19 protein-coding genes and 1 tRNA gene are annotated in these 25174 nt (G+C 63.6%); 3 read left to right on the top strand and 17 right to left on the bottom strand.

All coding sequences use genetic code 11. The features are described 5' to 3' along the window. Window positions 1–358: 358 nt before the first annotated feature. The 3 genes from HFO71_RS35370 to HFO71_RS35360 form a co-directional block, all read right to left on the bottom strand. A complete protein-coding gene (locus tag HFO71_RS35370; protein WP_221989110.1) occupies window positions 359–523 on the bottom strand; it encodes a hypothetical protein in 165 nt (54 codons plus the stop codon). Window positions 524–890: 367 nt separating this feature from the next. Next, entirely contained in the window at window positions 891–1853 is a 963-nt protein-coding gene (locus HFO71_RS35365; RefSeq protein ID WP_206990289.1) for a sterol desaturase family protein, read from the bottom strand. 691 nt (window positions 1854–2544) lie between these two features. Then, window positions 2545–2621, bottom strand: a tRNA-Pro gene (locus HFO71_RS35360). Between the two features lie 262 nt (window positions 2622–2883). On the opposite strand from HFO71_RS35360, the gene HFO71_RS35355 reads away from it, so the two are divergent. Further along, on the top strand, window positions 2884–3291 hold the full coding sequence (locus HFO71_RS35355; protein WP_168260269.1) for a hypothetical protein: 408 nt from the start codon (window positions 2884–2886) through the stop codon (window positions 3289–3291). A gap of 104 nt (window positions 3292–3395) precedes the next feature. Here HFO71_RS35355 and HFO71_RS35350 read toward each other — a convergent pair whose 3' ends face one another. The 6 genes from HFO71_RS35350 to dinB all read right to left on the bottom strand — a co-directional run bounded on the left by HFO71_RS35350 (window position 3396) and on the right by dinB (window position 8166). After that, window positions 3396–4409, bottom strand: a complete 1014-nt coding sequence (locus HFO71_RS35350) for a DUF3618 domain-containing protein (protein ID WP_221989108.1) — start codon at window positions 4407–4409, stop codon at window positions 3396–3398. After that, window positions 4409–4825, bottom strand: a complete 417-nt coding sequence (locus HFO71_RS35345) for a phage holin family protein (RefSeq protein WP_168260270.1) — start codon at window positions 4823–4825, stop codon at window positions 4409–4411. The genes HFO71_RS35350 and HFO71_RS35345 overlap by 1 nt, the downstream gene beginning before the upstream one ends. After that, complete coding sequence (locus HFO71_RS35340; RefSeq protein ID WP_131666979.1) at window positions 4818–5381, bottom strand: nutrient deprivation-induced protein; 564 nt, start codon at window positions 5379–5381, stop codon at window positions 4818–4820. Before HFO71_RS35340 ends, HFO71_RS35345 begins: the two co-directional genes overlap by 8 nt. A gap of 133 nt (window positions 5382–5514) precedes the next feature. Continuing rightward, window positions 5515–6627, bottom strand: coding sequence for a sialidase family protein (locus HFO71_RS35335; RefSeq protein ID WP_168336873.1), 1113 nt, complete (start codon window positions 6625–6627; stop codon window positions 5515–5517). A gap of 16 nt (window positions 6628–6643) precedes the next feature. Further along, window positions 6644–6946, bottom strand: coding sequence for a hypothetical protein (locus HFO71_RS35330; protein ID WP_131643064.1), 303 nt, complete (start codon window positions 6944–6946; stop codon window positions 6644–6646). Between the two features lie 131 nt (window positions 6947–7077). Then, window positions 7078–8166 (bottom strand): DNA polymerase IV, encoded by a 1089-nt coding sequence (gene dinB, locus HFO71_RS35325; RefSeq protein WP_221989107.1) that lies wholly within the window; start codon window positions 8164–8166, stop codon window positions 7078–7080. A gap of 178 nt (window positions 8167–8344) precedes the next feature. Between dinB and HFO71_RS35320 the strand changes: the two genes are divergently transcribed. After that, on the top strand, window positions 8345–8653 hold the full coding sequence (locus HFO71_RS35320; protein WP_168258000.1) for a hypothetical protein: 309 nt from the start codon (window positions 8345–8347) through the stop codon (window positions 8651–8653). 128 nt (window positions 8654–8781) lie between these two features. On the opposite strand, the gene HFO71_RS35315 is transcribed toward HFO71_RS35320, so the two are convergent. The 8 genes from HFO71_RS35315 to HFO71_RS35280 all read right to left on the bottom strand — a co-directional run bounded on the left by HFO71_RS35315 (window position 8782) and on the right by HFO71_RS35280 (window position 24450). After that, complete coding sequence (locus HFO71_RS35315) at window positions 8782–10860, bottom strand: hypothetical protein (protein ID WP_221989105.1); 2079 nt, start codon at window positions 10858–10860, stop codon at window positions 8782–8784. Next, window positions 10857–12017 carry a VWA domain-containing protein gene (locus tag HFO71_RS35310; RefSeq protein WP_221959333.1) on the bottom strand — a complete coding sequence of 387 codons (1161 nt, stop codon included), beginning with the start codon at window positions 12015–12017 and terminating at the stop codon, window positions 10857–10859. The genes HFO71_RS35315 and HFO71_RS35310 overlap by 4 nt, the downstream gene beginning before the upstream one ends. Continuing rightward, window positions 12014–14542 (bottom strand): DUF5682 family protein, encoded by a 2529-nt coding sequence (locus HFO71_RS35305; protein ID WP_221989103.1) that lies wholly within the window; start codon window positions 14540–14542, stop codon window positions 12014–12016. Before HFO71_RS35305 ends, HFO71_RS35310 begins: the two co-directional genes overlap by 4 nt. Then, window positions 14543–15634, bottom strand: coding sequence for an ATP-binding protein (locus HFO71_RS35300; protein WP_245007102.1), 1092 nt, complete (start codon window positions 15632–15634; stop codon window positions 14543–14545). A gap of 2 nt (window positions 15635–15636) precedes the next feature. Next, complete coding sequence (locus HFO71_RS35295; RefSeq protein ID WP_221989100.1) at window positions 15637–19500, bottom strand: DUF4132 domain-containing protein; 3864 nt, start codon at window positions 19498–19500, stop codon at window positions 15637–15639. A gap of 444 nt (window positions 19501–19944) precedes the next feature. Further along, entirely contained in the window at window positions 19945–23340 is a 3396-nt protein-coding gene (locus tag HFO71_RS35290) for an acyl-[ACP]--phospholipid O-acyltransferase (protein WP_221989099.1), read from the bottom strand. 92 nt (window positions 23341–23432) lie between these two features. Further along, a complete protein-coding gene (locus HFO71_RS35285) occupies window positions 23433–23714 on the bottom strand; it encodes a YiaA/YiaB family inner membrane protein (protein WP_003546080.1) in 282 nt (93 codons plus the stop codon). A gap of 49 nt (window positions 23715–23763) precedes the next feature. After that, window positions 23764–24450, bottom strand: coding sequence for a PspA/IM30 family protein (locus tag HFO71_RS35280; RefSeq protein WP_132614452.1), 687 nt, complete (start codon window positions 24448–24450; stop codon window positions 23764–23766). Between the two features lie 111 nt (window positions 24451–24561). Between HFO71_RS35280 and HFO71_RS35275 the strand changes: the two genes are divergently transcribed. Next, a complete protein-coding gene (locus HFO71_RS35275; RefSeq protein WP_221989097.1) occupies window positions 24562–25170 on the top strand; it encodes a TetR/AcrR family transcriptional regulator in 609 nt (202 codons plus the stop codon). Window positions 25171–25174 lie beyond the last annotated feature (4 nt).

Below are 25174 nucleotides of genomic sequence, written 5' to 3'. Positions count from 1 at the left end.
GAAGCGGTCCGCGCTCAACATTTTCAGCAGAGTGTTTTCGACAGTCGATTGGTCAATGTGAGTCATAGCGGCTCCGCATGGGAGCTTGGATGTCAAAACCAAACGCCTGTGAGTTGGTGAAAAACTAAGGGACGGCCGTTGGTTTGACCATAGGTCCCAAGGAACTGTGCGTTTATGACAAAACCGCACATAAGCCGCTGAAATTGTTGACAACCAGCGACGAGAAATCGGTAGCGATCTTTCGATACCTGGCAAAGACCTTAGCACATTTTGCCTCGGCATGCGCGCTCATTGCGAAAGGACGAGCGATTCCTAATATTAATATCTGCCTTTTGTGGATCGTTGACATAAATCGCAATCAATCTCGCCAGCCAAGCCGGCGGCAATACGCTTCGGCGGTCAGGACGGCCGCCTTTGGGTCAACGTAAGGGCCTGGCAGATAGACCGTGACTCCGCGGAAACTGACGATCACCGCCTTTGTCGCGCTATCGAAGACGATGGCCATATCAGGCTCGTAAGCCATTTGTTTTCCTGACGACGCTTACTCCATCGAGATGTGCTCTTATTCGGATGAAACAAGGTGCCGATATCAATCCTTCAGGCACGGGGCGCTGGGTGCGGAACCGCACAGGAACTTTTCCGGCTATCTATGGGTTAGATCACAAGGATCGCACAGGTGCCCCTCTTGTGACGGGGCTGTACGTCAACCCTTCCTTCCTGTGCGATCCGTCCGTTCCCAAATTGCCCCGTTTCGGCGGGGCTCTCTTTTGATCTGCAGCGGACAAGGCGCGAGGACGGTCAGGGATGCCGCAGAGTTTGGCGATGATCTCACACGCAGGTTCTGCGCCACACGGAGCCGCTTATCACAACAGAGCGATGCGAGCTTTGCGCTACCGGCGCTCTTCCGGGCCCGACAGCCCCTGGGGCGAGGCAGGTTTTCCGCTTATGGGGCTTATGCCGCACGTGGCCTTGGCAGCTTGCCCCGCGCGCTGGAAGAAACGGATTTCTGCGGCGATGGTTTCGCGGAACGGATCGGTTTGGTTGAAGTAGTCGCGGTCCAGACCGAGCTTTGCACCGTGTGCATCGCCTTCGTAATAGGTGCCGAACAAATGATCCCAGATCGGGAAATAATTGGCGAAATTCTTGTCATGATGTTCCCGCACTCGGGAGTGATGGATGAAGTGGTCGCGTGGTGACTGGATCACGTATTTGCCAAACCAGCCATGCCAGGGAATGGCACTGTGCTTGACCAGACCAATAGCGCCAAAGGTGATGGTCACGACGGCGAATTCGGCCGTTGGCAGGCCGACAAGCAGCGCCGGAACGACCATGATGGCCATATTTATCGCCTTCTCCAGCGGATGCTCCCGCGACGAAGTCAGCGCGTTGAACTCTTCGGCTGCGTGGTGAAATTCGTGCAGCCGCCATAGTACGGGCAGCCGGTGCATCAACCGATGCTGCCAGTAGCTCAAGAAATCTGACAGCACTAGGAACAAGAGAACATGTGCCCAGCCTGGCAGCCTCCCGGCAAGGTCCAGGTGGGGGGCATTCTGAGCAGCTTTGGTGATGGCATAGGACAGACCAAATGATGCGAGCGCCGCGAATAGCGTAATCATACCCGTCGCCTGAAGGACGAAATAGACGATGTCGGTGATTGTGGATTTGCTGCGTTCGAAGAAAACCCGACGGAACCCGGAATTGCCGAACCCCACATAGGTGAGTTCCACCGCGAAAACCGTCAGAACCAGGCCAATGGAAATGGCGAAACTGAGCGCCATTGCCCGACCATTCAAATAGTAAGTGTTGTAAAAAAAGTCTCCAAGCTTGTGCAGGCAGTACTCGACCAGCTCCATGCCGCAGCTCCAAAACGCGAACTCGTACAGCTTAGTCGTGACGATGCGCTGTTGCCACATTGCTCAAAGGACGATCAGGGCGTCCTTTTGGTATTACCAGCGGTAGAAGGGCAGTCCCGGGAAGCATGCAGGTGGCCGCCCAACGCATAGGAGACATAATGCTTGGGGTTAGCAAGTGATCGCTGAGCGGCCGACTGCCTAATACAAATTGTGACGTGGAGTTGTAGCTTTTGTTCGGTTTCGTACAATAACAGCTTAGCGTCTTAGAGAAAACCTTGCGAGGTGGCCCCATACTGGGCCGTCCGCTTCCCAAGCTTCTTCTGTGCGATCCGTCCTTTCCAATTGCTGCGTTTCGGCGGGGCTCCTCTTTGATCGTCGGCGTGGAATGACGGAACCTAGCCGGTCCGCTTTTTGTTATATCGGCAGGAAAGCACGGGCGTTCCTCCTGTGCGATCCATAGACTGGCCCCGCCGAGAGGCGGGGCTTTTTTTCGAATGGAGTTCCGCGGAAGCAAATGCGGAATCGGTCACGGGTATGCGCATGCGAGTCCGGACTTCCAACAGCAGGCAGCGAACGCTTTTTTAATCGGTCCGCTGCTTCAAACGGTCCGCAATCGGTCCGTTGATTTGAAATAGCTTTCGCGGGGAAGTCGGCTCGGGAGTGAAAACCCTTATGGTGCAAGGGTTCTAGCTGGTCGGAGTGGAGTGATTCGAACACTCGACCCCCACGTCCCGAACGTGGTGCGCTACCAGACTGCGCTACACTCCGTGACCAGCGGCGCTTCTATAGAACAGCCTATCTGGTTGCACAAGCACCAAATTCCAAAAAGCCGGCGGAAATTTTGACGGGGTTGTGACGGGTTTACAGATGAGCGGCTGCAGCAAAAAGCCACACCTCTCGCAAATCGAACGGAAGTCTCTCAGGAGCAATTTTCTTTTGCCGGGTTCCGCGCTAAAGGGCACGACAGGACAGGCGAAACCGCTCACGAGGGCGGCTTGCCAGCCATGCGCTAGAGATCAGGGACGACACGATGAATTTCCGCATCATGACCGCGGCCGGGCTTGCCATTGCGCTTGCCGGATGCACCACCATACCTTCCGCCGGCAATCCGATCGAGGCCCGCTGGGTCGGCAAATCGGCCGGCGTCTTCTTTGCCGCCTACGGGCCGCCGATCAGCGACAGCGAGCAAGGCTCGAGCACCGTTTATACCTGGCGCGGCGGCTACAAGACCGTGCGCATCCCGGCGAAATATGCCGAAGGCGCCGATGGCAAGCGCGGCAAGCAGATCGCGTCGGCCCGCACCGCCTATCTGCGCTGCCAGGCCGAAATCACCACCAACTCCGATTACACGATCCGCGACATCCGCACCGTCGCCGACATCCCCGGCGTCAACGGCCCGTCCTATTGCGCAGAGTTCCTGGCGCCCGAACAGAAGTAACGGACGGCTTGTCCGTAATGAAGAACAGGCGGCCCTGGTGCCGCCTGTTTTTGTTTTGGCTGGTCACGGCCAGGCGCATCTTATTGCGCCTGGAACCGACCGCTTTAGATCCTTCGATCGGTTCCGCCTAAGCTGTCCTTGCGATTGATGAAAGTTTCGGCTTCATCCACCACGCGTTCCTTGACGGCATCATGAGCATCGGACGCAGCATCCACGGCCTTTTGATAGACCTCCGACGCTACCTCTTTACCCTGCGCGACGACGTCCTGCGCCTGATCGCTGAGGGTGTCTTTCGCGCTATCTGCGGCTTCCCCGACCAATTCATCCTCGGTGTCGGTATGCGGCAGCGCCGCGCCGATCGCCGCGCCGACCGCAAAAGCCAGAGCTCCGCCGACCAGCGGCTGGTCGCGGAAATGGATGAGGATCGCCTCGTTGAGCTTGCTCGTTTGCTCCTGAAGACTGGTCGCCGCCGAAGAGGATCGGCTCGAAAGCGAGCTCGCCGCGCCGGACGCACGGGCGGTAAGGTCGCTCGCGGCGCTTTTCGCCTGCTCCCATTTCTCCGCCGCCCAGCCGGTTGCCGCGTCGAGCATTGCACCGGTCTCATCGGTGATCTGACTGATCTGTTTTCCGCTAGCGTCGGCGAAGCCGCGATAGGTCTTGCCTGCCTCGTCCATGAAATGGCCGGCACGCCCCCCTGTTTCGTCGGTCAAGGCTTTCAACCTCCTGCCGGATTCGTCGGCAAAGTGGCTGTAACGCGCTCCGTTTTCCATTGCCGGCGGGCCAATCCTGCGGACTTGGCCTGTCGCCGGATAAAGCGGGTATTCAGGATCCTCCCTCCAGGTCGCCGTATCGCCTGATGACGGGCTGCCTTTTGCCATGAGCCAGGCGAGGCTCACGCCCATCAGCGCGACCGGCAGAGGGTTCGCCTTGAGGGCGTGGCCAAGATTGCTGACATATTCTCCGCCGCCGCTTCCCTTGGCGTAGGCAATCACCTCATCGACCAGCTGGCCTGGCGACATCCGTTCCTGGATAGCGTCAATCCGGTCTCCGATCCGGCGGCGGTCCTGGTCGATCTCCCGCTGAAGCTCGGCCGATGTTTTCTCCATTGGATTTTCCATCAGATTTTGTCCTTCACAACATCAACGTCGCGGCGAAGCGAGGTTGCAGTTCGATCCAGTGTCAGGTTGTTGCCGCGAAGCGCGGAGAGGCCCCGGGAGACCATTGCCCACGCAATGCCGGCGATGATGATGCCGACGATCAGAGAGGCGAGCGCAGTGGCAGTGGTTTCGGTAAATCCCTGTGTCACGAGGAAGGCCGCGAGACCGCCGACAAGGGCGCTCAGCAGGACGCCGACCGCCCCGATTGCCAGGACCAGACCGAAGAGGAGAATCTCTACGCCACTCAGCGCCTGCGAAAGTTTTTCCGAAGCCTCCGTCTTGGCAAGATCGATTTCCTTGCGGAGCAGGCCCGTGACATCACCAACGAGGCCACTGACGAGTTCGGAGAGGGGTGTGTTCTCTGAAGATTTAGCCATTGTACTCGCCTCCAGTCGTTGCTGGGCCGGAGCGATCGGTTGATGCTCCGCGCGACGCGGCAGTTGTTTGCCTTTTCGCCGACGCTGTCAGGAAGCGGCTTGCGGCCAGGCCTGCGAGTGCGGCGATGCCGAGAAAGGCGAGCGGTTGTTTGCGCCCGAAATCCTCGGTCATGGTGGCGATTTCGCCGATGTCCTTGCCTTCCATCCGCCGAGCAACAGTCTGCACGCTCCGCCCGATTTGCCTGGCGTATCGTCCTACTTCTGCCTGACCGGAGCTTTCCATTTCGGCGCCGGCCTTCTCGAGCGCCATTGCAACGCCACCGACCTGGCGGGCGGCGAAGCTGGTGCGTTCGGACATGACTTCCTTGGCTTTCTCGACTGCGGTGTCGGCGCCTTCCCTGATCGTTTCCTTGACGGCGGAAACATCCTCGCTCACCTTCGCTTCCAGATCGGAAATGGACGTGCGCGTTCCCGGCGAAGAACCGGAACCTGGGGATGAGGACGGGGTCTGCGCGGACGCACTCCGCCCCGCCGGATCTGTGATATCGTTCTGCATTTCGAACCTCCCAATTCGTGCCGGCAAATTGCCGCAGCCCCGAACCATGGATGGCCCGCTTTGTTCCCGGACGCGCCGTGGTACGTTCGCCTTCTCTATGGCTCAGAACTGCGACCGCGCGAAGCAGCGCCGTCTAGAGCGTTTCCGGCTCCTGATCTTTGGCAGGCGTGACAATCGACGCCGCTATGTAACGCTCCTCCCGATCGCCATCGTTGAAGTAGTAGACGGCGAGCAGGGATCCATCGCTGCGGTTTACGAGTCTCGGATAGCCGAGATCAGCCGTGCCGCCGTCGCTGCGGATGATCTTCTCGGCGCCCCATGTCCGGCCGTCATCGAAACTCATGCGCATCCTGATTCCAAATGGCGGATCACGGTGGCCGTAGACAAGCATCAGCATGCCTTCGATCCGCCCGAGCGCCGGCGGGTTGCCATTGCTGCCCGTGTCGTCGACGATGCAGCCTTCCGGCGTCCAGGTCCTCCCTTGGTCACGGGAGGTGAAGGCCTCTATCCAACCCTTGCCAAAGCCTCGGCCCATGCAGCGCGTCAGCGTCAGGATGGCGCCACCGGATAGTGCCGTCGATGCCGGCATGATCGAATAGCCCTCGGGTTCCGGACCGACAAAGCCTTGCAGGACGAAGCTGCGCCCGCCATCCACGGTGCGCGCGCAGAACACTCTTCCTTCCGCGCCGTCCTCTTTGGACGTGCTGAGCATGAAGAGCGCATCGTCCCTGCCGAGAGGAACGATATCGGTGCGCGCCGAGAGCGGAAGATGCAGACCGGCGAAACGAAATGGACCCTGCCATGTCAGGCACCGATCCCGGCTGACATAGAACCAGCTGACAGCATCGCCCTCTACATCGGTTCTGGCGCACATGACGATCGTCTCGGGGTCGAGGAAGTCTATGGGATCGTCAATCGAGCAGAGGTCTTCACGGACCGACAGACGGGGACGGACCTTGAGGTCGGCGTTCAAGTGCTCGTCGGCCGAAAGCGAGAGCCCACCCGGCACGCGGCCGCAGAACGGCTCGTCCATCCAGGTCAGTCCGCCGTCCAGGCTGCGTGCCTGCCAGGGTACGAAGGGGAAATCGCGGTCCAATTCGTGCAACTCCCCCTTCGCTCCGAGTTTGCCGCGCGCGAAGACGACGACCATTTCGTCACCCCACGACCAGAGACCATAATTTGCCGGCCAGCCTGCGAACTCGCCGCGTCTGCGATAGATTTCGACATTGCGGAACTGCGTGTCCATGGAGGCTTCCAGACGATCAGAGCGTTTCGACTGGAAGTGCCCGCACAAGCAATTCTTCCTGCCCGAGCAGCTGTTCGAGTTTGCGCCGGTATTGGCGCCACCAGCCCCGATCGAGACTGTTCACCATCACTTCGATGACGATGACCGTATCTTCTTCAGTGCCCTCGCCACTCGACCAAAACCCCTTCGCCGGGGAATTGAGGTATGAAGTCGCCCCGCCATGGCGCTCGGTCATCTCGCGCTGAATCATCGCGATAATGTCTTCGATGTCGATCGCCGCGTGCGGCGCTGCCGGAATAAACAACTGTATCAGATGCATGTCGAATTCTCCTCGTTCCGCAAACTTCGGAGATCTGACGAGGTTCCGGCCCAGCTCGAAATCGCGGACGGGTGGATGAAAACCAATGCGGCGACGGACGGTCGTCGCCTGTGGCAGCTGATGCCGGCGGTCTAAAAAGCCAGCCGCAGCTGCGGCGCCGCGGCCGGTACTCGTTCTTCCAGCGAGGAGAGGGTGACGCCGAGCAGCCGTATGCCCTTTCGCGGCGGAAAGATCGGCGCGAGCAGCAGGTTGACCATCTCCTCGAGGTCCGCGATTGCCGGCAGGGGTGCCGGAAGCGTCTTGCTGCGCGTGATCTGGCTGAAGTCGGCATATTTCACCTTGAGCGTCACCGTCTTGGCGGCGATCCCGTTGGCCTCGCAGTAAACCCACACCTTTTCGATCAGCGGCTGGAGCCCTTCGCGAGCAGGCTCGAAGGCGTGGAGGTCCTGTGAGAAGGTATCTTCGGCGCCGACGGATTTGCGCACCCGGTCGGGCTTGACCTGGCGCTCGTCGATGCCGCGGGCGATGCCGTAAAAATAGGGTCCCGACTTGCCGAAATGCTCGATGAGGAACTCGAGTGTCTTCTCCTTGAGATCGGCGCCTGTTTCGATCCCGAGTTGGTGCATCTTCTCGGTGGTCGCCGGTCCGACACCATGGAATTTCCGGACGGGAAGCTGCTCGACGAAGGCCGGCCCGTTCTTCGGCGTGATGACAGCCTGGCCGTTCGGCTTGTTGAGGTCGCTCGCCATCTTGGCAAGGAACTTGTTGTAGGAAATGCCGGCCGACGCGTTGAGGCCGGTGACTTGCTTGATCTTGGCGCGGATCTCCAGCGCGAGTTCGGTGGCGACCGTCATGCCTTTCAGATTTTGCGTCACATCGAGATAGGCCTCGTCGAGCGACAGCGGCTCGATCAGCGGCGTGTATTCGGCAAAGATCTCACGGATCTGCTGCGACACCGCCTTGTAGACGGCAAAGCGCGGCGGCACGAAGATCAGGTCAGGACATTTGCGCTTGGCAGTCACAGACGGCATTGCCGAGTGAACACCGAATTTACGGGCCTCATAACTCGCCGCCGCCACCACACCACGGGCGGCCGACCCGCCGACGGCAATCGGTTTGCCGCGCAAGTCCGAATTGTCGCGCTGCTCGACCGACGCATAAAAAGCATCCATGTCGACATGGACGATCTTCCGGACGGGGGGTGAGCTTATCTCGTTCATGGCGGTTTCAGCGATCGCGACGGGATCGGCCTCTGAAATTGCGCGCCGAAACAAAAACAGAACATAGCAGTCTTGGGAGGCGATATCAACAATTCCAATGGGGGCCTGGACCTGCCGTCGAACTACCAGCCGCCCAAGGCGTTCTCATCCAGTGGACATTAATATCAGGAGGCAGCCAATGGCGGACGACAGCACGACCACGATCCGAGCCACGTTCGAAACACGCGAAGCCGCTGATCTCGCGGTCGAACATCTGGTTCAGCAGCATCGGGTTTCGAGGCCCGACATCTTTATCCAGTCGGCAAGCGACCGCAACAGTGCGGGTTCGGCGCCATCGGGTGGGGATGCCTCTCATGACGATGGCGCCCGTCGCGATGCGCCGCTCGAAGGCGAGATCGAGGTCTCGGTGGATATCGCATCCAGCCAGGTCGCCGCCGTCCAGCGCAGTCTCCGAGCGGCCGGCGCAGTGCGTGTATCGAGCCGCTGAGCACGATCGATAACCTCTCGAAATCCGCGCCAAGCGCAATTTCAAGCAGACCGCGAATGCGTTTTCGGCGGCGAATGACTCTCCGAGCTCGAAGCTTGTTCATGGTGGTTGAGATCCCGGAAATTGCCTCAAGGCAGCACGCGCACAAACGGCAAATGCGGATCGATGCGGGCGAGCAGGTCGAGAGCATAGGCGGCGCGCAGCAGGCGGTCGGCGCGTGTCTGGCCGGAGGCGGCGGCCAATTGGCCGAGGAGGCGGCCTGGAAGCGCCAAGCCGGCCTCGTAGAGTGTGCGCCCCAGGCGTTGCATGCGCTGCAGCCGCTCCGGATCCTCCATGCGGCCGCCGAGTTCGGCGAGCGCCAGGATTTCGTCGAAGGCGGTGGAGATCAGTCGCTGGCTGGCGGCCTGCGGGCGGGCCAGCGCTTCGAAACGCATCGGTTTGCGCTCCGGCACGCCGGGCAGCGACAAGCTTTTGGTCAGGCGCGAGAGCAGGCTCGGCTTTTGCGCCGTCGTCGTTGGCGCCGGCGGCGGCAGGTCGAGGAGGGTCAGGCTGTCGGTTCCGAAAGCGAGCGGCGAGAGCACGATATCGGCGCCACGGGCTTCGGCGAGGATGGCGAGCAGCGGCGGCTGACGGTCGCCGATCGCGCCAAGCAGCGCGAAGTGGGCCTCCAGCCGTTCGTCGCCTTCGATCTCCAGTTCCAGCCAGGCCCCCTCGCGGTCCCGCACCGGCCAGCGCCCGACCTGGGCCACGCCGTCGAAGCGCAGCGAGCCGAAAGCGGCAGGGCGCAGGATCAGCGGCAAGGCGCGGCGCGGCGGTGCCGCGAGCTTCGGCCGGAAGGCACTCGAAAGACGCATGGCGCATTGCTTCCAGTCATCGATGACGGCGCCTTCGATCCCCTGCACCGCCGTACTCCAGCCGGCCGCGAGAGGCTCGGCACGGCCGCTGCCGGTCTGCAGCCGGCCATCGCCGGTGGCGGAGGCGCCCTCGAGGCGGAAGGTGCAGCCGGCGATTGCTGCGAGCGAACGGCCGAAGACCGGCTCGGCGGTGGCCGCATGGCGCGGCACAAAACCCGGATCGCTGCCGGCTCCACGCGCCAGCGTCGCGCTGAAGCTGCGGCCGTCCATGGAGAGATAATAGCCGGTCACCCCGCGCGCGCCGCTGTCGGCCTGCCACAGGCGCAGGCCACAGCCGACGAGCTCGGTCGCCGGCAGCGGCTGCGGCGCTTCGGCAGCTGCGCCGGTGAGCAATGGCTCATCGGGCGAGGCTTGAAGCGCCTCCGTCAAGGCATAGGCGCGCGCCAGCATGACGAGAAGCTCGGCGGGATTGGCCGCATCCAGCCGCTCGCGTCTTCGCCGGATCATCGCGGCGATGGTGCGAAGCTCGGCGCCTAGCCGCGGCATCGCTTCGGTGCGCGAGGAAAGCACGAGATCGCCGATCCGCTCTTCAAGACCGGCAGGCGCCTTCGACAGCGCCTGGCGCGCGGCATCGCGCAGCAGCGCCGCCGCCTCTTCGAGTGTGCCTGACGTGGCTCTGCCTGGCTCTTCCGGCGCTTGCTCGGCTCCGGCGGCCGTCGCACCGGGGCCGCGGACGGCGAGAAGGGCTGCCGCATGCAGCGCCGCACGTTGCGAGGTCGCAGCCTTGGAGAGCATGCCGGCTGGACCGCCGCCGGCGGGATAAAGCACCTGATGGTGGGCGCCGAGCGCGATGCGGACGGCATTCGGGCTCGTTTCGATCCTGATCGCGCCCGGTTCGACGGCCGCCAGCAGCGTTTGCGCCTGGATAAAAGCGGCGCGGCCGAAGACGCGGATGATGACGTCTTCCTCGAGCGAAAGGATTTCCGCATGCGGATCCGGAATGGCTTCAGCGCGGATCGGCTCCGGTGTCTCGGCTACGCCCGGCTCCTCGGCCGGCCTTACCTCCTCCGCCTCCCGGATGAAAATGATGCCGGCCAGAATATGCCGGCAAAGGCCGGTGGCGGGGCAGCTGCAGTGTGCGGCAGTCAGCGGACCGGCAGTGAGCCGCACGCTTTCACCATCGGCTTCGGCAAGGGCTACCCCGCCATCCCAGCCGGACAGGCGCACGAGCCCGGCCTCCACATCCCGGCGGGCGCGGCGCAGCAGGCCTTTGGAGGAGGCTGCTTCCAGCACCTCGTCGCTGAGGGCTGCGGCGTCGAAACGCTGGGAATTCTCCGTCTTGCCGCGCTTCACCTGATATGCCCCGCAACCCAATCGGCAAAATGCTCCGGCGTCAGTGCTGCGATCTCCATGCCGGCATCGACGAGCCGGGCGGCGGTATCCCGGTCATAGGCCGGCCGCGCGGCCTCATCGAGGGCGGCAAGCCCGAGCAGCTTCACCCGAGCGCCGGCAAGCCGCCGCACTGCCGCAAACAACGGAGCGGCTGGTGCGCCTTCGCAAAAGTCCGAGACCAGCACGAAGATCGTCCGCTGCGGCTCGGCGATATGCGTCGCCTCGCAATAGGCGACGGCCCGGCCGATATCGGTTCCGCCGCCGAGCTGGACCGACATCAGCACATCGACGGGATCGCCGACCTCGTCGCTGAGGTCGACCACCGAAGTGTCGAACAGCACCAGCTTCACCGTCACCGCCGGCAGCGTCGCAAGGATCGAGGCCATCACGGCGCTGTAGATCAGCGAGGTCGCCATCGAGCCCGACTGGTCGATGCAGAGCACGATCCGCCAGGGCAGGTGCCGGCGGGCGGCGGCGTGGAAATGCAGGTGTTCGGCGATCAGCACACGCCGCTCCTGGTCCCAGTTCTTCAGATTTTTGCGGATCGTCTGGTTCCAGGCGATGTCGCGGGCGCTGGAGCGGCGCGCCGTCGTTTCGCCGCGCCGTCTCGCGCCGGAGAGCGCCCGGCTCGTCTGCAGGCGCAGCTTCTTCGTCAATTCCTCGACGACGCGCCTGGCGACCTGGCGGATTTTGCCCGCGATCACAGGGTCGGAGCGGCCACGATGGGCAAGGAGTGCTGCCAGCAGCGACGGGTCGGGATCAAGTTCGGCGAGCGCCTTCGGGTCGTCGAGGATCTCGGTCATGCCGAACCGGCCGAGCGCGTCCTTTTCCACCCGCTCCAGCACCGAATTCGGAAACAGCGAGCGCATCTCGCCAAACCATTCCGGCAGCGTCATCTGCGGCGGCTCAGAGCCGCCCCTGGGGTTCTTCCTGTTGCCTTCGGGAGCGCCGGTGCGGATGCCGCGGCGGCGGTAGGATTCGCCGTAGATGCGGTCGAGCGCGGCATCGCGACGGGCGTCGGCGCCGCTGCAGCAGTTCGAAAGCTGGCGCTCGGCAAAGCGGCCCAGCACCAGGCGCCAGCGGCGAAGACTTTCCTCGGGCTTGTTGTCGTTGCTCATGGCGCCTGCTCCTCCAGCCAGGACCCGAGCCCATCCGCCTGCATCAGCTCGGCAAAGCTGGCGTTGAGGCGGGCATTGGCGAGCATCTCGGCCTCCGTCAGACCGCCGGAAAAACGCGGCGCCAGATCGAGATCGCTGCCCTTCGCTTGCGCGATCACGGCGGCGAGCGCGTCGGTTTCGTCAGGCGCAAGGGCGGTGAAGGCCAGCCGCAGCGACGGCAGCACCTCGATGAAATCAGCCTCGTCGAAGCCGGCGAGCACCAGATCCAGCCTTTCCAGCAGCGCCGGCGTGCGCTTGAGCAGGGCCGGCTGCACCGCCAGCAGGCCGGCCAGCGCCTCCACCCGGGCGGGCGGCGCGCCGACGCTGAATTGCAGCGGGCCGATGACGCGGGTGGCGAGCGCCTCCGCACTCACCCTGCCCGACATATGGCCGATCGCGGCAACCGCGCCTGCCGCCCGCGGCGCCAGATCGGCGTCGATGAGGGCGGCGACCCCCTCGTCGAGCAGGTCGAGATCGAGCGGCTGTTCTCCTTCTCCGGCCTGCGCGCCGACTTCGGCGATCTCGTTCAGCGTTGCCAGCGCATCGACATAACGCGGCACGTCCTCGTCCTTGGCGGTTTCGAGGTCCGGCAGCAGGTCGATCGCCCGGCGATAGGCGATGAGGCGCAGTTCATCCGGACCCGGGATGCCGGCAAAACCGAGCGCCTTGCGGCCGCGCTGGAGATTGTCGAGCATCGACAGGCAGACGGCGACCCGCCCGAAATCCGGATCGGTGGCAACGGCCGGTCCGATCGCGGCAATCAGCGCGCCGCAGGATCTGGCAAGCCCCGCCTGGGCTGCAATCATCAGCAGACGGATGGCGGCATGGGCATTCTTCGCCTGCCCCTCCTCGCCGAGCGCCTGGACGCGCCGCGCCAGGATGGCGTCGGCGGCGCGCTCCACCGTATCGCCGTCGATCGACAGCGCCACCAGCCGGCTTTCGACGGCCGGCGACCATCGATAGGTCCATTCCTCGAACAGCACGTCGGTGGCAATGCCGCCCGCCCAATCCGGGCCTCTGAGACAACGGCCGAAGCCGGTGCCGAGCAAGGTCATCACATGCAGGAAGCGGCTGGCGGCAAGATGGCGGGGCTTGCGATGGATATCGAGCAGGCGGTTGCGCTCGGTGCCGTCCTCGATGCGGAAGCCGAGCGCCCGGGCCCGCCGGCGCACGGCCTCCACCAGCGGCGGAGCGCCGGCGCCGCGCGGCACCTCGCCGATGCCTTCGCCGGTGAGTTCGGCGAACAATGCCTCCATCAGCGGCGAACCGCTGCGGGGATCTTCCCCCTTCATGAGGCAGGAGCGCGCCGCATCGAGAATTTCAGCACGCCCCGGACCCTGCAATCCGCGCAGATCGGCCAGCGCCTGCGCCTGGCCGACGGTTGCAGCCAGCGAGGGCAGCGGCGGGGTGAAATTCGGCCGGTCGCGGCGCAGGCGCTGGGTGAGGTCGAGCACCACATCGGTCGCCGCCTCGGTGAACGGATCGTCATAGCCGTCGGCAACCCGCTGCTGCAGCCGCTCGTACCAGCGCGGCGACGGCATGCCGGCGCCGTAGCCGTTGATCCGGTCGAGATGGTCGTGGGTGTAGCGGATCAGATAGGATTTCGACTGGATGCCCGGCCTCGCCTCCGGCTGCAGCTTCGCCTCCTCAGGCCTCTCCGCCGGGGGATCGATCATCACAGGCGTATGGAATCCGCCGGTGATGACGGCGATCGGCCCGTCGCCGGAAAGCGCCTCAGCCTTTGCCATCGCCGCCCGCATGCAGGCCTCGCGGGCCAGCGTGTCGTCGGCGGCGATCTCCTCGGCCGGTGTGGCAAGCCGCGACAGCGCGCAGTGAATGCCGACGTCGCGGAAGAAACCGCGCCAGTCCTTTTCGGCGGCGCGGGATTCGAACAGCCGGTCCCAGGCCTCGTTGAAATCGCGCACGCCGAGGCGCTTCACCAGGCCATCGGCATAATGCGAATAGGCAAGCTGGCCCTCATCGGTCAAAAGCGCCGGCCCCGTTTCGTCCTCTCTCGGCTCATCCTGTCTCGGCTCGTCCTCGCCGTCTTCCCCGCTCTCGCCCTTCTTCTCCTCGCGCGCGGCGGCCAGGCGGGCGCCGCTCTCTCGGTCCGCCAGAATGACGGCGCTGCCGAATTCGCCCGCCAGCCGCAGTGCCGCCCATTCCGGCGAAGTCGCCGAAAACGGCCAGTATCCGACAGGGAGGCGCTCGTCGGAGGTCTTTTCGCCGTCGGCGACGGAGACGATGGCGATCGGCAGCCTGATGTCGGGATGCGAGAGCAGCGGCAGCAGCGGCGCAAAATCCGCCGGCATTTCGAGAACGATGGCGCGCGGGCGGATTTCGGCCAGGGCTCTAGCAAGGTGCAGCGCGCAGGCGGGGCTGTGGTGGCGGATCGGAAAGAAGAAAAACCCGCCCTCGCCCGAGGTCAGCCGCTGCCCGTAGGCGAGAAAGTCCTGACGTTCCGCCGCTGCCGCTGCCGCCTCCATTCAGTCGAGCCTTAGGGCGCGCGCGGCGTCATAGAAGGAGCGCCAGTCGCTTCCCGAACGGGCGCGATCCTTGACGATGTGATCGACATAGGACTTGAACTTGCGGCCGTCTTCCGGATCGTCTTTCATGACGATGCCGCCGATCTGGCGGGCGAGATGGGCGCCCGTCACCCTGCCGTCGCCGAGATAGGCGGCTTCGAGGGCAGCAGCATGGGCGACATTGACCGCTTCGGCAGTCGACATGACGGCGGTCGGCTTCTGCAGCGTCACGCCTTCGGCGGTGCGGCCGGCCCGCAGATCCTGGAAGCAGGAGACGAGGATGCCAAGGGCTGCTTCCGACATATCGGGCTTGATGCCTGAAGGTGCCAGGCGGTCGGCGAGACGGCGCTCGATCAATTCGCGTTCGAAGGCCGGGTCGGTGATCGGATGCACGGTTTCGAAATTGAAGCGCCGCTTCAAGGCGCTCGACATTTCGCTGACGCCGCGATCGCGCAGGTTGGCCGTGCCGATGATGTTGAAGCCGGGTGCGGCGCGCACGATCGCGCCATCGCCGAGTTCGGGAATGGCGATCATCTTTTCCGAGAGGATCGAGATCAGCCCGTCCTGGATCTCCGGCGGGCAGCGCGTCAGTTCCTCGATGCGCATGATGAGGCCAGCCCGCATCGCCTGCAGCACCGGCGATGGCACCAGCGCCTTTTCGCTCGGGCCTTCGGCGATCAGCAGCGCGTAGTTCCAGCCATAACGCAAATGTTCTTCCATGGTGCCGGCCGAGCCCTGCACGACCAGGCGGGTCGAGCCGGTGACGGCGGCCGCCAGAAGCTCACTCAGCATCGATTTGGCGGTGCCCGGTTCGCCGACAAGCAGCAGCCCCTGCTCGCCCATCAGGCTGACGATCGCCCGCTCGACCAGCGCATCGTCGCCGTAGAATTTGCGCGAGATGCCGAGCGCGGGATCACCGAGCACGAAAGAGCGCACCGCACGCGCCGAAAGCCGCCAGCCCGGCGGGCGCAGCCCCTTGTCGGCCTGCTCGAGCTTGGCGAGTTCGGCGGCATGCAGGGTTTCCGTCGCCGGGCGAAGTGCTTTCTGATCCATGTTCACCATCCGCCCTTTTTCTGCCATTCGCTATCGAAGCCGGTGCCCTTGTCGGCAATGGCGTGCAGGTCGTTCCACGTTTCGCTGAGCAGCACCGGCGGCACCTTGGAGAGCGTCGTCTCGCCGCCATAGATCACCCGGCCGCCCGGCAGAATTTTCGCAAAGCGCATTTCCGTCAGCGCCTTCGGCACACGTTCGTTCTCGCCGATATAACTGCCGGTGAATTCGATGACGGCGGCAAAACCGCAATCGCCGAAGGCCTTCTCGTAGGTGTAGAAGCCGGCGCCGTCCTCGACCGACCCCCTGACATAGCCGAGCGCCTCGGCGGCCGAGCGCAGCGTCAGATTGTCGATCATCCAGCCCTTGCGGTCGTCGATATGCTTGGCATTGGGTTTCTCGTCCGACAGAACCGGCCGGTCGAGCTGCTCGAACAGCGGCTGGACCTCGTAATCGTCGAGATGGGTCTTCCAGGCCTTGGCGCCCGCCTCGCCGAGGCTGACGCGATGGGCGATCGAAATGCCGGAAAAGGCGCCGAGCGCGACGGGTTCATCCTCTGCATTGGTGAAGCTGCCGTCGTCGAGCGCCCGGAAGCTTCCGATGATCTTGCCCTTGTCGTCATGGCCGGCCAGAACCAGGCGGCGCAGCAGCCGGCCGACGATCGGATGGGCGAGCAGGAAGGTTTCAAAATCTTCGCGCGGCCAGATGCGGGTCGCACACATCGCCTCATAGAGACGGCCGCTCTGCAGCTCCACCGTCTGCTTCAACTCCTTCTTGGCGCTGGAGAGAAGCTTCTTGCCCTCCTTCGCCTCTTCCGCCTCTTCGGGATCGGTCGGGGTCGGCAGCGAAGCGATCGGCTTGCCGTCCGGATTTTCGAGGACGAGCTTCAGTTCCTGCGCGCCATTCTTGCCCCGCTCCGCCACCAGCCGCGCCCGGTAAAGGCGCTCGCCGATTGGCAGTTCTAGAATGCCGTCCTCGTCGATGCCGGCAGAGGGCATGGTGCGGTCGCCGAGTTCGGCCGGCGTCCAGCCGCGGGCCTCGGCAAAAGCGGTGATCACCTCGCCGGCATATTTGCGCATACCCGGCTGCTTGTGGCGCTGCGAGGCGATCAGCACCAGCTGCAGCACCTGGGGAACCGGGTTTGCCATCAGCGCATCGATCAGCGCCCGGCACTGGTTCGGCCGCTTGCCGTGTTCGCGCAGGTACCGCTTGACGAGCAGCGTGGTTTCGGCCGGCGGCGCAAAACGGGCGAGCGCCAGCAGGCCGCGATGATCGAGCGCGCTGTTTAAATAGATGGCGAGCTTTTCGCGGCGCAGCTCGGCGAAGGCCAGTTCCTCGGTAAAATCCTTGCGCCACTTCTTCGACGATTCATAGCGCCGCTTGGCGTTCTCCGCCGCATAGGCATTGGCCTCTTCGCTGGTCGGGCGCTGGGTGTCGTAGGAAATGAAGGCCGAGACGATCGCCGCCCCCAGCCGCTCGGCATCCCGGCGGTCGAGACGTTCGAGCGCCATGTGGATCATCGGATCGCCGCCGGCCATTTTCAGCTTGTGCGAGCGGGCAAACCACCATTTGACCAGCTTGGCCGAGACCTCGCGCCCATCCGCCCAATGCAGCACGGGCAGGTTTTCGGCATCGAAAAGCGGGGAATAATCGACCTTGGTCGAGGCCAGCCCCTTTTCGGCTTCGGCCAGCAGCGTCTCTTCGGCGAAGAGATCGGAGGTATCGTCGCCGCAGGCGGCAAGCGCCGACATGGCGGCCGCCTTGACCGTTACCGATTTCTCCTTGGCAAGGGCTGCGCGCAGCGGCGCGATCGCATTACCATCCCGCCGCTCCGCCAGCCAGCGGGCGGCGGCAAGCCGTTTGGTTTCCGGCCCTGATGTCAGCATCGGCGTGATCAGCGGCGTCAGATCGGCGACTTCGCGCAGGAGGTAACGCGCAAATTCGCGCTGGCGCACGCCGCCTTGTACGGCGCGGTCGGCCACCAGCGGGAAATAGCGGCGCGGCAGGCGCGGAAACATCCTGAGCCAGGAGAAAATGAAATCCTCGCTCCAGCGCTCCTTCAGGCCGTCGCCGGCAAGAGCGGCGTCTAGCGCGGCAAAGTTTTCGGCCAGCAGCGGCCAGAGATTGGCCGGCACCGGCTCGTCGATCATCTCGGAAATATTGACATAGGCCTTGTCGGCAAGCGCATCGGCCATGGTTCCGAATGCCGGCGCCCCGGCCTCTGCGGCGATTTCGGCGAGGATGCGGATATCGGCGCCCGCCTTGATGCGGGCGAGGATTTCATTGTCGGGACCGCGCATCCAGTAATTCGTCGTTCCCAGCACGATACGCAGGATGTGCTGCCAATGCCGCCCGTCCGTCGCCTGGAAAAGCAGCCGCGACAGCGCGTGAAAGGAGATATCCGTACGGGAGAAGATCGCCTTCAGCCCGTTGCCCAGGAGCTGGCGCGTCTGCCGCATCCAATTATCGGTGCTCTTGTCGTCGACCGCCTTCCAGATCTCCCGGCGCTGCGCCTCGCTCAGCCGTTCGCCCCGCATGGCGGCGACGATATGTTTTGCAATCGCCGGATCGAAGGGCGGCGTAAACGGGCGGGCCGGCCGCTGGTTCCAGTCTTTGCCCGGCGGCGTCTGGTCGTAATCGATGCGGGCCGCCGCATTGGCTTCCGTCAGAAGCTTGCGGAACGCCTCTTCCAGATCGGCCGGCAGCGGCTCCTCCTTGGCGGCGGGCGGCGGCGCGGCAACGAAGCTGCCGTCGAAGGCGAGGTAACCTGCCTCGCCATCCCCCTCGCCCTCGCCTGCCTCGGCGCCGGCAACCGAGCCTGCCGCATAGGTCGCCCGGATCGTTGCGATCGCCGCCAGCACCGTATTGGATTTTTCCTCGCCCCCGTGCCGGTCGAGGATCGGCAAGGAGCGTTCGCGCAGCAGGGCGGCCAGAATATTGACGCCGGCCAGCCGTTCGTTGGCCTTGCGCGAGGCGAGAAATTCCTCGGCCTTTGCCTGCACCTTGGCCTCGTCGGCCACCTTCAGCGCATTCGAGGCCGCTTCGCGCACCGTCTTGGCGCCGTCGCTCGCCATCTGGAAGGCGAAATCGAAGAAATGCCGATCGCGGTCGATCAGGCCGTTCTGGCCGAGGAAGCTGACCATGACCTCGCGGCCGCCGGCCGCCAGCGTCCCGATCGTCCGGGTCGCTTCCTCGGGCATGGCGGCGATCGCATCGGCAAGGCCCGGCAGCTTCAGCATCCGCTGGGTCAGATCTCCGTAGGGCACGTCCTTGTCCGAAAAGGCGCAGTCGATCAGCGGCGCGACCGAGGGGGCAAGCTCGGCAGCTTCCATCATCTCGAGGATGTGTGGCGCGGTGAGAAAACCGAGGGGGTTGCGGCCTTCCGGTGCCGAGGTGTCGAAGAGCAGGCTTGCCGTGCGCAGCCAACGCGGCGATTGATCGCTGCCGGGAAAGCGCCATGCCCGGTTTTGCGCATTGAACTGGCTATGCAGATGGAGATAGCGATAGAGCGCGGCCGGATCGAAGCCTTCGAGTTCGAAGAGCACGCGTTCCCTGGCCTTGTGGCGCTTCTCGCGCTCGACCTTGTTATTCCAGTCGTCGGCGACGGCGATGAAGACATTGTGAAGCTTGGTGCGGATATCGCCCTGGGTGGTCTTCAACAGATTGCTCACATGAAGCACGCTCGCTTCGTCGGCGCCTGTCAGGACATAGCGGGCAAGGGCCTTGCCGAGACCCTTTTCGACGCTGTCGAAGAAGGCGAGGTCCGCAGTGATGGCGTCCCTGTCCCTTGCTGTCAGCGCGCTTCCTGCCGAAGTGTCGTCCCTCTCCGAACGGCCACGAAAAAGCTTCTTCAAACCCTCTACGAACATCGTCAATCCCCTCCTCACCAGGGCTCATTCTTCGCGGTCATGTCTTTGGGTGATGCTGCGGCCAGGGGCGATAATTCGAAAACAGGGTCAGCGCGCTGGCATCGAGCATTGGGCGGCAATCCGAAATTTATTGAACGAGTAAAAACTAATCATGCAAATCAACGGTCGTATGACGATGCTTGCAGCTAGCGCGCATCCGGTCATTTTCAAGCATCACAATCGCTTCGGTGGCCATGAATCGGGCGCCAGAGAGAAGCGATCGAATGTTTACGGACTTCGCCAGAAAATGCAACCAACGGCTGTTTGCTGGCCGTTGCGTCAGGGGCAGCCCCTCATCCGGCTGCCGCCACCTTCTCCCCGTTTTTACGGGGAGAAGGTTAGGGTGAGGGGCAGCCATTAGCGCGAACGGAGATTAGGGCAACCCTCCAAGGAAGTGACCCCGCTCTACGCCGCCTCCCCCGTCTGCACCGCACTTTCCGCCAGCTTCCGCGCCGCGACGAAATCCACCTTGCCGGAACCCAGCACCGGCACCTTGCCGATATTGACCTCGGCCGGCACCATCATGTCCATGGCGCCCTTGGATTTGGCGAAGGCGAGGAATTCGGCGCGGGTGGCGGTGGGGGCGTCGGTGAGCAGCACCAGGCGCTCGCCCTTCTTGGCGTCGGGTAGCGAGGAGACGACCGACAGCGCGCCCGGCCAGAGTTCGGCGGCCAGCGTCTCGACGGCGGCGAGCGAGATCATTTCGCCGCCGATCTTGGCGAAGCGTTTGGCGCGGCCGCGGATCTTGACGAAACCGTCCTCGTCGATGGTGACGATGTCGCCGGTATCGTGCCAGCCGTCGGCGAGCGGCTCGAGCACGCCGGGCTTTTCGGCGCGGAGATAGCCGGCCATGACATTGGCGCCGCGCACATGCAGCCGGCCGCCCTCATCGATGCCCGGCACCGGTTCGAGCTTCCATTCCATGCCCGGCAGGATTTTGCCGACGGTGCCTGATTTGTTGTACATCGGCGTGTTGATGGAGATGACGGGTGCTGTCTCGGTGACGCCGTAACCTTCGAGGATGCGCAGGCCGAATTTTTCCATATAGGTCTGGCGGGTTGCGGCCTTCACCGGTTCGGCGCCGGAGAAGATATAGCGGATCGAGCGGAAGTCGTAGGGATGCGCCGTCCTCGAATAACCGTTGAGGAAGGTATCGGTGCCGAAGATGATCGTGGCGTTGGAGGCATAGATCAGCTCCGGCACGATGCGGTAATGCAGCGGCGAGGGATAGAAATAAACAGGCACGCCCGAAATCAGCGGCAGCACCGTGCCGGCCGTCAGCCCGAAGGAATGGAACACCGGCAGGATATTGAACACCTTGTCGCCGCTGTGGAAATCGATGCGGGCGGCCGCCTGGGCGGCATTCGACAGGATGTTGCGGTGGGTGAGCACCACGCCCTTCGGCGTGCCTTCGGAGCCCGAGGTGAAGAGGATGACGGCCGGATCATCCGGCCGGCGCTTCACCAGTGGCCGCGCCTTTCTCAGAAACCCAAGGATCTTGTCCTTGAGTGAGATTTCGGCCCTGAGATCATCGAGCCAGACGATCTTCACCTGCTTTTCCATCTCGGCGATCACAGGGCCGAGCTTCGCCTGGGTGACGAAGGCGCGCGAGGTCAGCACATGTTTGACCTCCGCGGCCTTGCAGGCGGAGAGAATATTGGCGGCACCCGCGGTGAAGTTCAGCATCGCCGGCACCTTGCCCGCCGTCATCACGCCGAGAAGGGTGGCTGCGGCGCCATTGGCATTCGGCAGCATGACGCCGAGGTTTTGTTCCGGGAACATGGTGCGGAATTTCGCGCCGAGCACGGCAGCGCCGGTGAGCAGCTTGCCATAGGTCAGCCTTCCGGTGACCGGATCTTCGACGGCAAGTTTCTTCATGCCGAATTCGTGGCCGGCCCGAATGACGCGGTCGAGCACGGTCGACGAAGTATCGGCGGTCTGGAACAGCAGGTTCGACATCACCTGATAAAGGGCAGCACCTGCCGCCGTGCGGCGCTTGCGGCCTTTCAGCTCTGAGGGCACTTCGAGCTTCACCGGCTCGAGAATGGTGACCTTGACCTTGGGGAACAGCCGGCGGCGGATCTTGCCGTTGTCGAGATAGGAGAGATAGCTCTTCTCCAGCCCGTCGATCTTCACCGGCACGACCATCGAGCCGGTCTTGTCGGCGACCATGGCCGCACCATCATAGACCTTCATCAGCGTGCCGGTCACCGTCAGCCGGCCCTCGGGGAAGATGCCGATCGGGTTACCGTCCTGCACCACTTTGATCAACGAACGCGTCGCCATCGGCTTTGTCGGGTCGAGCGGCAGGAATTTACACATCTTCAGGAAGGGGCGCACCCACCAGGCCTGGGCGATCTTGTAATCGACGGCAAAGGTCGGCTCTTCCTCGGTGATCGCAAGCGCGAGCGCGCCGTCGAGCAGGCTGACATGGTTGAGCGCGATGATCGGGGCGCGGCCGGCCTTCTTGATATTCTCCAGCCCCTCGACCTCCAGCCGCATGAAGGCGCGGAACATGATCGAGATGAAATCGCGGAAGGGATTGGTCGGCAGCGTCTTCAGCATCAGCCAGGCGACGGCAAAATTGATGATGCCGAGGCCGATCAGAATCTGCGGGATGGAAGCGCCAAGCGCCTGGACGGCGGCAACGAGGCCAAGGCCGACGGTGATGAACAGCGCCGAGAGCACATTGGCGGCACCGATGACACGGGCGCGGCGGTCCTCATGCGCCCAGGTCTGCAGCGCGGCGAAAGTCGGCACGGCGATGAAGGCGCCTGCTATCGCCATGCCGGCGAGATCGATGGCGACGCGGATGGTATTCTGGCCAGCAAAGAAGGTGGCGATCGTCGTTGCGTGGCTCACCGAAGCCAGGCCCCAGAGGTTCCAGGCGAGATCGAGGCTGAAGAGGCCAAGCAGCGCCGTGCCGACAGGGGCCGGCAGCAGCACGATGCGGCCAGACGACATCCAGGCGGCAATCGCCGAGCCGACTGCGACGGCGATGGCAAAGACGGTGAGATAGGCCGGCACTACGAGCTCGGAGCCGCCGAGCAGCTCGGTCACCATGGTCGGCAGGATGGAGAGAACGAAGGCGCCGACCAGCCAGAACCAGCAGTTCATCAGCGCCGAACGCCACAGGCGCTTGTCCTGGCGGATTTCCATGACAAGGGTGTAGCTGGAGCGGATGACATTGCGGTCGATTTCGAGATCCGGCGCCTTGGAGCCGGTGGGCGGGATCATCCGGCTGGCGAGCCAGCAGATCACCGACAGCCCCATCATCATCGTGCCGAAGATCAGCACATTGTCGCCGCCCGAGAAGGCGAATGCGGCGATGATGGTGCCGGCGAGGATGGCGATGAAGGTGCCGCCCTCGATCCAGGCATTGGCCTTCGGCAGGTCGCGGCGTTCGAGATGATCGGGCAGGATGCCGTATTTGATCGGCCCGAACAGCGCAGAGACGATGCCGAAGCCGAACAGCGCCGCCATCAGCACGAAGATCGAGGAGAAGGCGAGGCCGATGACGGCGAGGGCGGCGACGGCGATCTCGCAGCGTTTCAAGAGTTCGGCGATCTTTGCCTTGTCATGCTTGTCGGCGAGTTCGCCGCCGAGTGCTGACAGTAGCAGGAAGGGCACGATGAGGATGACGCCGGCGAGCGTCACCAGGGCGGCACCTTCACTGGCCGACATCTTGAAGAGAATGAGGAACACCAGGGTGTTCTTGAGGAAATTGTCGTTGAAAGCCGTCAGGAACTGGGTCCAGAACAGCGGCGCGAATTTCCTTGAGGTCATCAGATTATGTTGCACGGCGGGTCCCTCTTTCGATTGGCAGAGAAGGCCACAGAGTTGTTACGCAAAAGTTGAATGCGGTAACAACTCTGCGCTGTGGTTAACCAAGATCAATCTTCATCGTTACGATTGAACTTGACCAGGAGTTTCTCGGTGCGGGCATCCTCGACCTTGCGGATCAGCTTCTCGGATTCGGCGTTGTCGCGCAGCGTCTTGGTGATATTCACCGTGGTCTGCACCAGCATCAGAATGCCCATGGCGAGATAGCCTTTGCCCCAGAGATCGAGCGGCATCATGTAGAGGCCGAGCGCCAGCATGAAGGCGGCCGAGCCGAAGGAGATGTAGGAAAAGCTGACCCAGCTTGCGGAATGTTTCTGGAAACTGTCGTTCATTGTCTTGGTCCTTGATGTTCGATGGATGAATGGTTGGGTGGATGCAATCTTAAGCGGCGGGCGTGATGCGGCTCTTCAGCCGCGCCAGCACATCATCGGCGGAGGTGCGCAGCGGCGCGCCGAAGCCGGCATTGGCAAGCTTTTCGATGATGCCGGCCGGGCGGATGGCGCCTTCCATGTCCTTCAGGGCGGCGGCCGTCAGCTCATTCTGGCTCTGGCGCAGGCGAAGGCGGGCCAGCGTCTCCTCGGCATCGTCGAGCGTCGCCAGGCCCGGGCCGGCAACGACGACATCGAGCTTCTGGGCCTCCTGCGTGGCACGCGCCAGCCGCTCGCCGCGCTGCAGCTCCTGCAGCCTTGCCTCCGAAGCCCGCACGATGCCCTTCAGCTTGTCGATCGCTAGGGTGAACTGGCTCTGCGCCTTCTCGGACGCATCACGCTCGGCTTCGAGATAGGCGATCGCCTCGGCCGCCTCGCGGGCCAGCCCCTCATTGCCCTTCGCCAAGGCGGCGGAGGCGCGGGTCTCGAGATCGGCGATGCGGGCAACGATCGCCCCATGCTGCACCTTTTCCTGCTCGTTCTGGGCGATGGCGACCGCCACGCTGCGCCGCGCCGACTGGATCGATTGGGCGGCATCGCGGATCTGCTGGGAAAGCAGCGGCACGGCGTGACGATCGGCGAAAGCCTGCTCGGCATCATGCGCCCTGCCCCGCAACAAAATGGAAATCAGTTTGAACATTTCCTTCCTCCGGTTTATGAACGTTGTTCACGAGAGGTGTTATGCCAGAATCATGAACATCGTTCAAGATAAATTTTGAACGACGTTCAAAAAATCGAAGTGGAATGGTTAATGGCCGGCAGACGAGAAGAAAAACGCGAAGACCTGAAGGCCCGGCTGATCGAGGCGGCGCGCGAGCGGATCGCCAAAGACGGGCTGGCAAATCTCCGAGCCCGCGACATCACCCAGGATGCCGGCTGCGCGCTCGGCGGCCTCTACACGGTCTTTTCACACCTCGCCGAGCTCGTCATCCACGTCAACTCCGCCACGCTGAAGGCGCTGGAGGCGAGGCTCACCCTGCCCGAGACCCGCGGCAAGCCGCCGACCGACCGGCTGCGCAACCTGGCGCAGGGATATCTCAGCTTCGCCGTCGAACACCGGAACCTCTGGAAGGCGCTGTTCGACCACTTCCCGCCGGAAACCAGCCCGACCCCGCAATGGCACCTTGACGAGCACCTCTTCCTGATGGACGTAATCGCCGAACCGCTGGCCGAACTGCAGCCCGACATGCCTCCCGAAGACCGCGCCATCCGCGCCCGCACCTTGTTCGGCGCAGTGCACGGCGTCGTCAGCATCAGCCTCGAAGGCCGCTTCGTCGGCCTGCCGCTGGAGCGGCTGGCGCGGGAGGTGGATGAGCTGGTGCAGACGATCGCGGCGGGGGCGGAGCGGCGGAGGGGGTGATGGG

This window comes from Rhizobium laguerreae, from assembly GCF_019778565.1.
In the GTDB taxonomy this organism is placed as follows: domain Bacteria; phylum Pseudomonadota; class Alphaproteobacteria; order Rhizobiales; family Rhizobiaceae; genus Rhizobium; species Rhizobium laguerreae.
This window is presented reverse-complemented; position numbering and strand designations above follow the sequence as displayed.